The organism is bacterium (genome assembly GCA_040754625.1).
GTDB lineage: Bacteria > JACRDZ01 > JAQUKH01 > JAQUKH01 > JAQUKH01 > JAQUKH01.
Map to the genome: position 1 here is coordinate 1 of JBFMCF010000006.1, position 14,174 is coordinate 14,174.

Sequence of the window (14,174 nt, forward strand, 5' to 3'; positions counted from 1 at the left end):
TCACATTCTTATTGTCTTTGCGGCGCTTTGCATGGTGAGAGTAATTGAGCTTGAAAAAGGGAAATCTATAAGAAAGGTAGTGGATGAATTAAAAGACAAATGGGCAATTACTCTTAAAGATGAAATAGCAGGCAATTCCTTAAAATTACTCCTCGATAAAAAACCGCACTAATTGGCAAACTCGGGAAAGTTTGCATCAATTGAAAATCCCCCTTTAATCCCCCTTTTACAAAGGGGGAAATAGGGGGATTTTAGAAATAAATCGTAATGTTGCGGCAGGAAGGAGCGCATGGCGCCGCAGCCTTATTCTATGTTCGCGCCGACAACCGAGGCCATCTCCATCATGTCGATTGTCTGGCCTTCTTTAATATTTGTAAGGTCTGTGACTTTTCCTGATTTGCTTTTGGTTTTGGTGTTCCTGAAGATAGATACCAGTTTGGCGTCAGCCACGATAAATTTTCCCGCGTTTTCGGGCTTTCCGTTTTTTGTTTTTGTCTGGAGCTTATTTTTTTTAATGTAATCCCACAGTTTTTTTGTTATCTCCGTTCTTGGAAGTTCACTTGCCCCCAGAAAATCCGCCAGGTCTTTTTTTAATTTTACCGGTTTTGCCAATCCTTTTACTTCTGCCATGTTTTATCTCCTTCTATTTAAAATTTATGTAACAGATCACAATACACTCCCGGAATTATACAACATTTCTGGAAAATTTGTAAACAAAATAATAGACCTCGTAATGATTATTTTTCTGCCAGGCATTTTCCCGCCATTTCTTCCGGTTTTTCAATATGAAAAAATTTTAAAATTGTGGGGGCTATATCCGCCAAAATACCGGGCTTTAATTTCAAATTGCCGGCTCCAATAATAATAAGAGGCACGGGATTGGTTGTGTGCGCCGTATAAATTTCCGATGTTTCGTAATCAATCATTTGCTCGGCGTTGCCATGATCGGCCGTGAGAAGGGCGATACCTTCCATTTTTAAAACCGCGTTAATAGTTTTTCCAACGCACGTATCGACCGCTTCGACCGCTTTTACAGCCGCATTTAAATCGCCTGTGTGCCCAACCATGTCAAGATTCGCGTAATTCAAAACTATAAAATCATAAATACCGCTTTCAATTCTTTTTACAACTTCATTGGTAACTTCATAAGCGCTCATTTCCGGTTTCATGTCGTATGTAGGGATTTTCGGAGAAGGGATGAGACACCTGTCTTCACCCTTGTAAATCTGTTCCCTCCCGCCGTTAAAGAAAAATGTGACATGCGCGTATTTTTCGGTTTCCGCGATACGAAGCTGCTTCAGTCCGGCCCTGCTTATAATTTCCCCGAGCCCGTTATGAATGTCATCGTTCGGGAACACGACGGGGAGATTAAAATCTTTTTCATATTCGCAGAAACACGCGAAATCCACTTTCGGGAAAATTTTCCTTTCAAATTCAATAAAATTTTTATCAGTTAAACTGCGTGTTATCTGTCTCGCCCTGTCCGGCCGGAAATTATAAAAAATAACAGTATCGTTGTCTGATATTTTTGCTGTCGGATTGTTTTTATCATCAGTGATAATTACGGGCAAAACAAATTCATCTGTTTTTTCATTTTTATATGAGATTTCTACAGACTTAACCGCGTCTGTCATCTTATTCCCTTTACCCAGGACCATCGCATCATAGGCTTTTTTTATTCTTTCCCATCGTTTGTCCCTGTCCATCGCGTAGTATCGCCCCATTACCGTCGCGATTTTGCCTGTGTTGAGCTTTTTAAGTTTTTTTTGTAATTGTTTTAAATATCCCGGTCCCGCGGTTGGAGAAACATCGCGCCCGTCAAGAAAACAATGTATGAATATCTTTTCAATCTTGTTTTCTTTTGCCATATCCAAGAGCCCGAAAAGATGTTCGATATGGCTGTGGACGCCGCCGTCTGACAGAAGCCCTATAATGTGAAGGTTAGTGTTTTTACTTTTAACTTTATTAAAGGCGTTTAATAACACTTCGTTTTTGAAAAAACTGCCGTCTTTAATTGACCTGGAAATTTTTGATAATGACTGCCATATAACGCGCCCCGCGCCGATATTCAGATGGCCGACTTCTGAATTTCCCATTTGCCCTCCAGGGAGCCCGACTGCTTCACCCGACGCCTGGAGCTGTGTAGAGGGATGATTTTTAAAAAATCCCTCGATATTCGGTTTTTTCGCGAGCTGGAAGGCGTTGCCTTCTTTCTTTTTGTTTATTCCCCATCCGTCCAGAATTATAAGCGTGACCGGTTTTTTCAAAACATGCTCCTATATTAGAACTCCCCCTGTCCCCCTCTTAAAAAAAAGAGGGGGAACTCCTTCTCCTCCTCTTTTGTTAAAGAGGAGGTTGGGAGGAGTTCATCTCATTATACGATTATTCTATGGAATTATAACATTTTTGTTCTAAAGAGTGAAGGGGCTTTATTTGGTAAAAATATATAAATTGATTGATATACAATAGTATTAGTTTGTAATATAATTGTTTTAGACTTAAATTTCAGAAAAAGGGGAGAAAAACATGAAAAATATAACTCGTATAACATTTAATCCAAATGTAATGGGCGGTAAACCTTGTATCCGTGGATTGCGTGTAACTGTTGGAACGATTGTCGGGCTTATTGCAGCAGGATATTCTAATGCTGATATTTTAAAAGCATATCCTTATTTGGAGGAAGAGGATATTCATGAAGCGCTTTCTTATGCTGCCTGGCGTGTTGAAGAAATAGATTTACCTTTGGTGTCTGCATGAAATTGTTGATTGATATGAATCTTTCACCTTTATGGATTGAGATATTCAGACAGCATGGGATTCAATCTATTCATTGGTCCACTATCGGGGATCCATGCGCAGTTGACAGTATTATTATGAATTGGGCGCTTGAAAATGGATATGTTGTATTCACTCACGATTTAGATTTCGGCGCTTTGTTATCAAACACTCGAACTAAAGGTCCTAGTATAATTCAAGTACGTACTCAAGATATTATGCCAGAGCATTTAAGTGAAAAACTGATAAATGTAATAAAGCAATATGAATCTTTACTTGAAAGCGGTTCAATTATTACAATTGATGAAAATAAATGTAGAGTGCGTATTCTGCCTTTTTGATTTAAAACATTGGTTATGAGATTTTTCGATCACATTTTATCCATCCTTTTAGCAGGAGAAAAAAATGGTTAAATACGAAGTTATAATCTATTGGAGCAATGAGGATCAGGCATTTATAGCCGAAGTTCCGGAATTAGCGGGTTGCGCGGCAGATGGCGAAACCTATCAAGAAGCACTTGCGAATGTTGAGCAAATTATACATGAGTGGATAGAGACAGCAAAAGAACTCGGCCGTCCAATTCCTGAACCCAAAGGTCATTTAGTATATGCATAAATAAGCTTTTTATCCCAATATACTTTCCGCTCCGAGCGGATAGGTTTATGCTAAAAAGAGTTTCCCCCCTTCGCTCAAAAGGCAAAGGGGGTTTTTGTTTTTTGAACCGCCGGAAAAGCCTGTGGAAAAGATTGGGTTTATAAGGGAAAAAAGAGTAAAATATCAGTTGGCGCGGAAATAGCCCCGTATTAAACGTTTAAGAAAAATTTTGCTTGGTCTTTATTTGATATTTTATGATAAAAGGAGCGATTTGATTTATGGCGAAAATAATACAAGCTAATTACAATAAGTTTTTAGGTGAAATAAAAGAAAGAATACGCCGCGCCCAGTACGAAGCTTTAAAAGCAGTAAATAAAGAACTTATTTCCTTATACTGGGATATTGGCAGAATGATTGTGGAGCGTCAGAATCAATATGGCTGGGGTAAGGCTGTTGTGGAAACATTGGCTTCGGATCTGCAGGCAGAATTTCCGGGTATGCAGGGATATTCCGCAAGAAATATTTGGTACATGAGGACCTTTTACATTATATACCGCGAAAATGAAAAACTGCAACCACTGGTTGCAGAAATTGGATGGACACATAACCTGATTATTTTGGAACGCTGTAAAAATGACTTTGAGCGTGAATTTTATATTAAAATGGCAAAAAAATTCGGCTGGACAAAAAATGTGCTTATTCATCAAATCGAAAATAAAACCTATGAAAAAACTATGCTGAATCAGACAAATTTCAACAAAGCTCTTCCAGAGAAAATCCAAAATCAGGCAAAATTAGCGGTTAAGGATGAATATACATTTGATTTTCTTGAAATGACGGAAGAGCATAACGAAAAGGAACTTGAACGGGCATTGATAGCCAAAATCAATAAGTTTTTAGTGGAAATGGGTGGAATGTTTGCGTTTATGGGCAATCAGTTCAGGCTGGAAATTGATGGTGAGGAATTTTTTATTGATATTCTGCTGTATCATCGCAGATTAAAATGTCTGGTGGCGGTAAAAGTAGGAAAATTCATTCCCGAATACGTTGGCAAAATGCAGTTTTATCTGGCTGCTTTAGATAATACTGTAAAAGAAAAAGATGAAAATCCTTCAATAGGTATTATAATGTGTAAAGAAAAGAAACGGACCATTGTAGAATATGCCCTTAAGGAAAGCAAAAAACCAATCGGCGTAGCCGCGTATAAAATAACGGCAAAACTGCCCAGGGAACTTAAAGGTGAACTTCCCGCGCCGGAAGAAATGCAAAAGTTACTGGCTGATATTTGATTGAAGGAAAATTTACAGAAAGCTATGATAAAAATCGAAAAGACTGAGATATGGATAACCTGCGATAAACCGCTGGAGGGCGACGGTAGGGCAATAAGGGGATTTTTTGGGAATTTGTACTCTATTTGACTTTTGTAAACAAAAGTATGTTATATAATATATAAATTGAGTGATATACAATAATTTAAAAATTATGATTTCAATGCCTATTGGCATCTCAAGTTGGGGCGGACATCGTATGTTTGTAAAAGGGGAGACTATGCATGAATGAATTAATTCCACAGGAAATCATTGAACAAAAGATATTTTTAATTCGGGGACACGCAATATACAACGATTCCCGGAGGAATTTATGTTCCAACTTACTGCTGATGAAAAAGATGAACTGGTGACATTTTGTCACCGGTTCAGAACAATGAAACATTCGAGCGTGATGCCTTACGCATTTACTGAACATGGGGTTGCAATGCTTGCAAGTGTTTTAAAGAGTGAAACGGCAATAAAAATAAGCATCGTTATTGTAAAGGCATTTGTCAAGCTGCGTGAAATTATCTCTATGCATAAAGAATTCGCGCATAAATTGAATCAACTTGAAAGAAAAATAGAAGGACACGATGAAGAAATCAAAACTATTTTTACAGCAATCCGGCAGTTAATGGCTTCGCCGGAACCAAAGCAGAGCAAAATTGGATTTATAAGGGAAAAAAGAGTAAAATATCAATTGGCGCGGAAAATTTTGGTGCGTGGGTAAAGAAATCATTGGAGAAAGCGAGTAGAAATGTTTATATGTTTTTCTAACACCGGCACGGTTTACTGACACTTATAAAAACGGAGTGAAAGGGGAAGGGGAAAATTATGCTTTCCGCAATAAGAGAAATCGGCAAATGGCAAATCAATAAAATCGGTAAAAAAGATTTGGATGTCCTTATCAAAGAGCCTAACTTTAAAGATGGAGGGAAAATTGTCTTCATAAAAATTGATATTGATAAGGGAATATTAGACGGTGTTGAACTTGCAGATTATGATTCATCAAAAAGCCACAAATATTTATTTAGGGGTGGTGTGTCTCAGGGTCCGAACCCAACACCTATCGCAAATATTATAAACGCAAAAAAGGGAAAAGACGAAGCAGAGACAAATAATAACCTTGAAAAACAGTTAGTTAAAACCTTTGATGGTAAAATTCTGAAATGGTTTGATAAGTATTCGGTTAGCAAAACTCTTAGCAAAGAAGAAAAAGGCTTTCTTGAAAAAATAAAAAATATCCTGTCAAAAAATAAAGAGCAGATTATCCGGAATATTCAATCCCTCACAAAAGACATATCCAAAAAAAAGGGTAAACTCCTGACTGTTAAAATCAAAGATAATGATAAATGGTTTTATATCGGTGATTTTGAAATATTTAAAAATTTACTTCAAGCAACAGAATCAGAAAAAATAACAGGAATTTCCACGAATAATAAAATCTGCTCAATATGCGCGCAACAAAAGAGTCTGGTCTCAGGAGATGTCAGCGTTTTTAAGTTTTATACTATTGATAAGCCGGGGTTTATAACAGGTGGTTTTGTTGAATCGCTTGCATGGAAAAATTTTCCTGTTTGTCCCGAATGCAAGCTTGGATTAGAAGAAGGCAGAAGATTCGTTGACTCAAATCTTAATTTTAAGTTTTATGGTTTGAATTACTCTTTGATACCGAGATTATTAATGGGTAATGAAAATATGCTTGATGAAATTATTGGTATTTTATCAGATACTACTAAAATTTCATTAAAAGAACGCGTAAAAAAAAGAATTATGAATAATGAAGATGATATTCTGGAATATTTTTCTGAAAAGAAAGATATTTTAACACTTGATTTTCTTTTTCTGCAAAAAAAACAAAGTGCAGAGAGAATTTTGCTATTGATAGAAGATGTCTTTCCCTCCAGAATCAGGAAAATCTTTAAAGCTAAAGAATATGTTGAAAATGTTTTTAATGAGGATTTCAATTTTGGAAAAATAAGAACCTTCTTTTCCAAGTCTGACGCAGGTAAAAGAGAAAGCGACTTGAATAAATACTTTCTTGAAATAGTTGACAGCGTTTTTAAAGGGAAAAAGCTTGATTCTTCATTCCTGACAAAGTTTTTTATGTCAGTGATTAGGGGGGAGTTTGTCAACGATGGCTATTTCAGTTTCAGGGTGAAGGATGCTTTGATGAATATTCTATTTTTTAAAAATCTTGGTTTAATAACCTTTGAGGAGGAAAATATGGAAGAAAGTCTGTTTAAAAATGTATTTTGTAAATATGGTAATTCATTTATAACACCTGTAAAGCGAGGCATATTTTTATTGGGAAGTCTTACTCAATTACTTCTTAATAAACAATGGAGTGACAGGTCCGCAAAACCTTTTATAAAAAAACTTAAAAGTCTAAAGATGGATGAAAAAGATATAAAAGGACTTCTGCCACAGGTTCAAAATAAACTTGAAGAATACGATTCTTTTGACAAAGGTAAAAGGATAATTGCGTCAGAGGCTTCTAAATATCTTCTTGAAGCAGGAAATAATTGGAAAATGTCGGTTGATGAAATAAATTTCTATTTTGCTTGTGGTATGAATCTGGTTGATGAAATGGCGAATATTGTTTATCCCAAAATGGAAGAAAAAAAGGAGGAAAAATAATGGCACAAGAAACCCCAACAGCAGAAAAAAAGTTAGTAAAGAATCGTTCGGAAATTTTATTTTTGTATGATATAACAGACGCAAATCCAAATGGCGATCCTTTGGATGAAAATAAACCAAGGATAGACGAAGAAACGGGAATCAATATTGTTACGGATGTAAGGTTAAAAAGGACGATTAGGGATTATTTACATGATTATAAAAAACTAGATATTTTTATAATAGAAACGAAAGATGACAAAGGAGATTTAAGAACTAAAGAAGACCGTTTAGGCGATTTTAAAACATCCGAAGATTTACTAAATAAATGTATAGATATCAGATTGTTTGGAGCCACAACGGCAGTAGAAAAGAAAACAATGGCATTAACTGGGCCTGTCCAGTTTAAATATGGCCGGTCACTTCATAAGGTTGATTCGATTTATATAAAAGGTACAACAGTTATGCCTTCTAAGGCCGACAAAAAACAGGGAACATTCACCGAAAAATATATGCTCCCATATTCTCTTATAGCATTTTATGGTATTGTAAATGAAAATGCCGCTTTGACTCAAGCATTGAAATTAACAGAAGAAGACATAATTTTGATGCTTGAAGGAATCTGGAATGGAACCAAGAATTTAATATCCGGGTCAAAATTTGGACAGATGCCAAGATTGCTTATGCAGGTTATTTATAAAAATGAAAATTTTTATATTGGAGAGTTAGAGAAAAGAATGACGCTTGTTTCAGATATTAATGGTGAACGAATTCGCAATATATCGGAAGTAAAGATTGATATTACAAATCTTGTCAAATCACTAAATGATTATAAGGGCAAGATTGAAAAAATCAAATTAAAGGTTGATGAACGGATTTCGTTTATAAAAGATAATAAAGACTGTTCTATTAAGGACGCATTAAACGGTTTAAGCATTGAAGACTTAATTTTATAAGTGGGAAGGGGAACTATGAAAGTTTTAGCCTTTAATATATGGGGTGATTATGCCCATTTCCGTAAATTCTATACTACATCGTCTCCATTAACATTTTCTTTTCCTCCGCCATCAACTATCGCAGGTATTTTGGGTGCTATTTATGGAGCAGGTAAAGAAGAATATTTAGATATATTTTCATCCCAAAGATGTCATATTGCTATAAAAATTATAAATCCAGTTAAAAAAATAAGAATGGGAATAAATCTTATAAACACAAAAGGAAATTTTTGGATTCCATATGGAAATCAATATCACGAACCGCGCACACAAATAAGAACCGAATTTGTGAAAGAACCATCCTATATGGTATATGTTAATCATCAAGATCCCAAAATATTTGATACTCTCTGCAAAAATATTAAAGAACACAAAAGTTTCTATACTGTGTCTCTTGGATTGAGTGAACTGCTGGCAGATTTTGAATATGCAGGTATTTATAATTCAGAGGAGACATTATCAAATGATGAATTAACGGAACTATGCACCCCTGTAATTATTACAAATCTGATTTCTGATGGTTTGGGAATAGAAGAAGGTAAAAAATATTTTAAAGAAAAAATGCCGATAATAATGAATCAGAAAAGAATTGTTGGAAAGTATGATGACGTAATATTTGAGCCTGAAGGTAATACTATAAAGGCAAGAGTAAAAACATATCATAAGCTCGAAAATGGAGAAAACATTGTGTTCTTCTAATCTCTATTCACACCCGGACAAACTGCTTGAAGACCATTTAATAGGTGTTTCAAGACTGGCATCCCTATTTCTTTCCGAAAAACCGCAAAATATCCGGAATGAATTAACAGATATCAGCCGAATTATAGCCTTGACCCATGACTTAGGGAAGGCATCTGGTTATTTCCAAAAATATCTATTTGCAGATGAAAAGGAAAAATATAGACTTAAAGGAAGTAAAGAAGTTAGGCACAGTTTTTTATCATCTCTATGCGTTTATTATATTACCAAAGAAATAAAACCTGAAAGCCTTTATCCTTTCTTTGCTTTTCTAACTGTCAGGAGACACCACGGAAATTTAAGGGATGTCTTAAATGAAGTATCAGATTTTGACGATAAAGATGCTGAGTTACTGCGCAAACAGCTTGAAAGCACAAATAATGATAATTTTTATGCGCTTGCTAATAAACTTCACAAAGCAGGGTTGCCGGTACTTTTAAATAAAAACAACATTGATCGATGGATTAATGACTTTGGCAAAGAAATGAAAGTTGTTAAAAAACAGATTAAAGAAATAGATGGCAATGTCAGGAGTTTTATAACCATCAATCTTCTTTATTCTCTGCTTCTTGATGCGGACAAGAGCGATGTGGTTATAAAGGATACATCAGCATTTGAACGGAAGCAAATAATTACCGGCAATTTGGTAGATAACTATAAGGCGAAAACATCATTCCCTCAATCTCCAATAAATGATATTAGAGACAAGGCATATCAAGAGGTAATGGGTAACAATATTACCACAAACAAAAAAATTTACTCTTTAAACCTTCCCACTGGTTTGGGTAAGACATTAGCAGCCTTTTCTTTTGCATTAAAACTTAAAGAGCGGTTAAAAAAAGATAACGTAAATCCAAGGATTATTTATGCTTTGCCTTTTTTAAGCATTATCGACCAAAATTCCAATGTATTTGAATCTGTGATAAAAGCAAACGACATTAAACCTGATTCTGATGTTTTTCTAAAACACCATCATCTCTCAGAAATATTTTACAAAAAAGAGGATATTGAATTTGAACCCGATGAGGCAAAGATACTCATTGAGGGATGGAATTCTGAAATAATTGTGACTACTTTTATACAGCTATTTCATACTTTGATTTCCAATAAAAACAGGAGCATCAGAAAATTTCATAGACTTGCAAATTCAATTATTATACTTGATGAAATTCAGTCTATCCCTATCAAATATTGGCTGCTTTTGAAAACTGTTTTAAAAGAACTTTCTGAGTCGTTAAATGTCTATATTATATTTGCAACAGCCACAGAACCTTTGATATTCGATAGAGAAGAAACTCAAAGTCTTGTTAATAGAGATTTTTATTTCAATTCATTAGATAGGGTTTCATTGATTTCTCATCTGTCGCGGGCAATGACATTAAACGAAATTTATGATTATTTCAAGCTAACTGATGGGAAAAGCTATCTTTTTATATTTAACACCATAGGCGCTGCAAAAGATTTTTATAATTTAATTAAAGATACGGAGATACCGAAAACATATTTATCTACTTATCTAACGCCAAAAGACCGTCTTGAGCGGATAAAGGATATTAAAAATGGTAGTTATAAGATTGTCGTATCAACACAACTTGTAGAGGCCGGCGTAGACATAGATTTTGATGTCGTTGTTAGAGATATTGCCCCCCTGGATTCAATAAATCAGGCATCGGGAAGATGCAACAGAAATGGTAATAAAAAAGGTAATGTTCATATTGTTATATTAGAAGATGCTAATGATAAAAAATACGCTTCATACATATATGACAGTGTCTTACTCGATATAACTCAAAGAATTTTATCTAATAAGGACGAAATAAAAGAAGGCGAATTTTTACAGCTAATAGAAAGCTATTATATGGAGACAAAAGAAAAAAAGACTCAAGAGGTTTCCAAAAATCTTTTAGAAGCAATTACGAAACTTAGATATGATAGTGAGGATGATAAAACCTCTATTTCAGAATTTAAACTTATTGAGGAAAGCTATCAAAAAACCGATGTTTTTATAGAATTAGATGAAGAAGCCAAAGAGGTATGGAAGCAATATGCAGGGTTAAAAAATATTGACGGTATTTTTTTAAGAAAGCAAAAATTTGATTCAATAAAAGCTGACTTTTACCAATATGTCATATCAATCCCTTCTAATGTTAAAAATATGCCGGAAATGTTTGGCGAAATCGGTTATGTAAAGCAATCTATTTTAGCAGACTATTATGATTCTGAAACAGGTTTTATAGCAAAAGATACAAAATCTGTAATTATATGGTGAAAAATGGAAATAAATGTTTTAACGCTTAATATTATTATAAATATTAATTTAAGGAAAAGTGACACTGAAAAAATAAGGGGGTATTTGGGCAATTTATTTTGGGATAATCCTTATGCTCATCAGCATAAACCTGATGGAAGTTTTATCTACCAATATCCTTGTGTTCAATATAAAGTAATAGATGGTTCATGTTTGTTGATAGGGTTCAATGAAGGATCGGGAATCATTATGAAAACATTTCATGACTTAAAATCATTAAATATTGATGGCAAATGGGAGGAAATATTAAGCAAGGGATTAGAAAGTTATACGACATCCTTTTCAATATTGTCTGAACATACATCCTATTCTTTCCTCACCCCCTGGCTCGCCCTCAACGAAGAAAACCACAAAAAATACAGGGGAATGAAAAACTGGGAAGATAAAAAAGAATTGTTAAATAAAATTTTGGTTGGCAATGTAATTTCAATGTCAAAAAGCCTTGGTTACACTGTGCCATCGCCGATTATTGCAGATATTAAAAACATAAAAGAAATTCACACCTCCCTCAAAGGCACCCCTATGCTCGGCTTTCTCGGCACGTTCTCCGTCAACTTTGAAATCCCTGATTACTGGGGAATCGGGAAGTCGGTGTCGAGAGGGTTCGGGACGGTGAAAAAAAATTTAACTCAAAACAATGTTTAATATTACCCAACAAAGCTGTTTATTTATAGAATTGTTAGGTAATTTTATTTATTGATATTTGTTACCCAACATGTTATATTATATTGAAGTTTGTTAGGTAATAGGAGGTTTTGTGAGAGGTGTCATTAAAGGCGTATTGGCGGAAGAGCTGGAAAATTCTTTAAGGATGGAGAAAGAGTATAAAAAGGCAATAAGACAATTGCCTCAAGGATGCCTTGTGGAAAAAAAGATACGAGGCCACAAATATTTTTATTTGGTAAAGCGAATTGACAGGAAAGTAAAGTATATTTATAAAGGGAAAGTTTCGGAAGAAGAAATAAAGAAATATGGAGAAAGCAAACTATTACGCGCTAAATACAGAAAACTGTTATCTCAGGTAAAAAAACAGATTAGATTTTTGAGGAGTTCTTTACGTGGAAAAGAAGCAATCTGAATTATGTCTTGAAATATTAAGGCGGTTTAATAAAGCCGGGATACTGGACGAATTTATTCTTATAGGCAGCTGGTGTATATATTTTTACAAAGAATATTTTCCCGCCATTCCATATATTGATCAACTTACTATCAGGACCAGGGATATAGATTTTTTAGTCGATAAGCCCGCAAATATAAAGCGGAAAATCGATGTGCCGGAACTTCTTAAGGATTTAGGTTACGTTACGATTTTTAGGGGCAGTAAAGGTTATATTAAACTTGACCATCCTGACTTGATTGTTGAATTTCTGGTTCCTGAAAAAGGAAAAGGGGCGGATAAACCTCATCCTTTGCCGAAATTAGGAATTAACGCGGTAGCATTGAGATTTCTTAATTTTCTGTCAGGTAACACAATTAAAGTTAAGGTGGAAGATTTCTATTTGACTTTGCCTCATCCGGCTAATTTCGCATTGCACAAGTTAATTATATTCCAGAGAAGGTTGAAGGAAGAAAAGGCTATAAAAGACAGAAATACCGCTATTGAGATTTTAAAGGCATTAATTCATAAGGGCGAATCGGGTGTTATAAAAAATGTTTTCAATACGGTTCCTTCAAAGTGGCAGAATAAGATTATTAAAGGATTGGAATCGGCTGAAGAGCTTAGTTTTTTAAAGATTTTAAAAGGTAATTAGCTCGGCAGTAGAAATAGGGATTATGATTCAGTCTCTAAATACTGGGGAATCGGCAAATCGGTGTCGAGAGGGTTCGGAACGGTGGTTAAAAATAGTGACAGTGACTCTGTCAGCGGCAGAAAAGTGCCTTAAATATAAAAAGCATTTAATATTTGTTGACAAAGTATATCGGATGATATATCATATTATTGTCCGACAAATCGGATAATACTAAGGCTATTATGAATAAAGATCAAATAATTGAATCGCTTCTATTGTGGAATTTTTGGGAGAAAGATATCGAAATCGGAATTCCCAGGAAGGAATATCTTAATCAGCTGAAAAAATATTTAGCGACTGACGAAATTGTAACCTTAACCGGCGTCAGGCGTTCAGGAAAGAGCACTATTCTATTGCAGATGCTGTCAGAATTGCTTAGAAGTAAAGTACCGAAGAAAAACACGTTATATGTTAATTTTGAGGACCCAAGATTTTATGGTTCATTGAAAATCGGCTTGCTTGATGATATATGGCACGCGTATAAAGATTATTTAAAACCTGATGGGAAAATTTATTTAGTCCTGGATGAGATACAAAAAATAGAGGGATGGGAGCATTGGGTGCGTTCCGCGTATGATAGAAAAGAAAATGTAAAAATATTTGTAACGGGATCAAATACAGAGCTTTTGTCGTCCGAGTTTTCGACTTTGCTGACAGGGAGACATCTGGAAATGTCGGTAATGCCGTTGAATTTTAAAGAATTCTTGAATTTTAAGGGCATTGAAATCGGCAGTGACGACCTGTGGCTGTTAAAAAACAAAAATATATTAAAAAAGTATTTGCAAGACTATTTAAAAATCGGCGGTTTCCCGAAAATTGTCCTTACGCGGGACGAATTGATCAGGATGGAACTTTTAAGCCAGTATTTTAATGATATCTTATCAAAAGATGTTGCAGAAAGACATAAGATAAAAGAAGTGGTTCTGTTGAAATCCTCAAATAGAAATAAATCAAGAGGCCGAGTTGGAGGCCTCGATGAATATTGTAAATTATACCGAGCAATAAAACTTCGTGAATTCGGAGTTTTATTAAGCGAGCTAAGACA

General features: G+C 34.9%; 15 protein-coding genes. 13 read left to right on the forward strand and 2 right to left on the reverse strand.

Translation table 11 applies throughout. The features are described 5' to 3' along the window. Positions 1–303: 303 nt before the first annotated feature. Positions 304–630, reverse strand: a complete 327-nt coding sequence (locus AB1498_00370) for an SWIB/MDM2 domain-containing protein (protein ID MEW6086755.1) — start codon at positions 628–630, stop codon at positions 304–306. Between the two features lie 107 nt (positions 631–737). Then, the gene (gene gpmI, locus AB1498_00375; protein MEW6086756.1) at positions 738–2,267 is read right to left on the reverse strand and encodes a 2,3-bisphosphoglycerate-independent phosphoglycerate mutase; all 1,530 of its coding nucleotides are present in this window, start codon (positions 2,265–2,267) and stop codon (positions 738–740) included. A 259-nt stretch (positions 2,268–2,526) separates the two neighbouring features. On the opposite strand from gpmI, the gene AB1498_00380 reads away from it, so the two are divergent. From AB1498_00380 to AB1498_00440, 13 genes are all read left to right on the forward strand, one after another. Beyond that, complete coding sequence (locus AB1498_00380) at positions 2,527–2,757, forward strand: DUF433 domain-containing protein (protein MEW6086757.1); 231 nt, start codon at positions 2,527–2,529, stop codon at positions 2,755–2,757. Further along, positions 2,754–3,116: a DUF5615 family PIN-like protein gene (locus AB1498_00385; GenBank protein ID MEW6086758.1), complete on the forward strand. Its 363-nt coding sequence runs from the start codon at positions 2,754–2,756 to the stop codon at positions 3,114–3,116. The genes AB1498_00380 and AB1498_00385 overlap by 4 nt, the downstream gene beginning before the upstream one ends. A 64-nt stretch (positions 3,117–3,180) precedes the next feature. After that, entirely contained in the window at positions 3,181–3,390 is a 210-nt protein-coding gene (locus AB1498_00390) for a type II toxin-antitoxin system HicB family antitoxin (GenBank protein ID MEW6086759.1), read from the forward strand. 257 nt (positions 3,391–3,647) lie between these two features. Beyond that, positions 3,648–4,658 (forward strand): PDDEXK nuclease domain-containing protein, encoded by a 1,011-nt coding sequence (locus AB1498_00395; GenBank protein MEW6086760.1) that lies wholly within the window; start codon positions 3,648–3,650, stop codon positions 4,656–4,658. Positions 4,659–4,962: 304 nt separating this feature from the next. Continuing rightward, entirely contained in the window at positions 4,963–5,409 is a 447-nt protein-coding gene (locus tag AB1498_00400; protein ID MEW6086761.1) for an ORF6N domain-containing protein, read from the forward strand. Between the two features lie 104 nt (positions 5,410–5,513). Then, the gene (locus tag AB1498_00405; GenBank protein MEW6086762.1) at positions 5,514–7,319 is read left to right on the forward strand and encodes a TIGR02556 family CRISPR-associated protein; all 1,806 of its coding nucleotides are present in this window, start codon (positions 5,514–5,516) and stop codon (positions 7,317–7,319) included. Next, complete coding sequence (gene cas7b, locus AB1498_00410) at positions 7,319–8,254, forward strand: type I-B CRISPR-associated protein Cas7/Csh2 (GenBank protein ID MEW6086763.1); 936 nt, start codon at positions 7,319–7,321, stop codon at positions 8,252–8,254. Before AB1498_00405 ends, cas7b begins: the two co-directional genes overlap by 1 nt. 15 nt (positions 8,255–8,269) lie before the next feature. Further along, positions 8,270–8,992 (forward strand): type I-B CRISPR-associated protein Cas5b, encoded by a 723-nt coding sequence (cas5b, locus tag AB1498_00415; protein ID MEW6086764.1) that lies wholly within the window; start codon positions 8,270–8,272, stop codon positions 8,990–8,992. Beyond that, positions 8,967–11,300, forward strand: a complete 2,334-nt coding sequence (cas3, locus tag AB1498_00420) for a CRISPR-associated helicase Cas3' (protein ID MEW6086765.1) — start codon at positions 8,967–8,969, stop codon at positions 11,298–11,300. The genes cas5b and cas3 overlap by 26 nt, the downstream gene beginning before the upstream one ends. A gap of 3 nt (positions 11,301–11,303) precedes the next feature. Further along, entirely contained in the window at positions 11,304–11,984 is a 681-nt protein-coding gene (locus AB1498_00425) for a CRISPR-associated endonuclease Cas6 (GenBank protein MEW6086766.1), read from the forward strand. 112 nt (positions 11,985–12,096) lie between these two features. After that, positions 12,097–12,417 (forward strand): hypothetical protein, encoded by a 321-nt coding sequence (locus AB1498_00430; GenBank protein ID MEW6086767.1) that lies wholly within the window; start codon positions 12,097–12,099, stop codon positions 12,415–12,417. Next, a complete protein-coding gene (locus AB1498_00435) occupies positions 12,398–13,090 on the forward strand; it encodes a GSU2403 family nucleotidyltransferase fold protein (protein ID MEW6086768.1) in 693 nt (230 codons plus the stop codon). Before AB1498_00430 ends, AB1498_00435 begins: the two co-directional genes overlap by 20 nt. A gap of 221 nt (positions 13,091–13,311) precedes the next feature. After that, positions 13,312–14,174, forward strand: an 863-nt coding sequence (locus AB1498_00440) for an AAA family ATPase (GenBank protein ID MEW6086769.1), incomplete at its 3' end; no start/stop codon positions are given.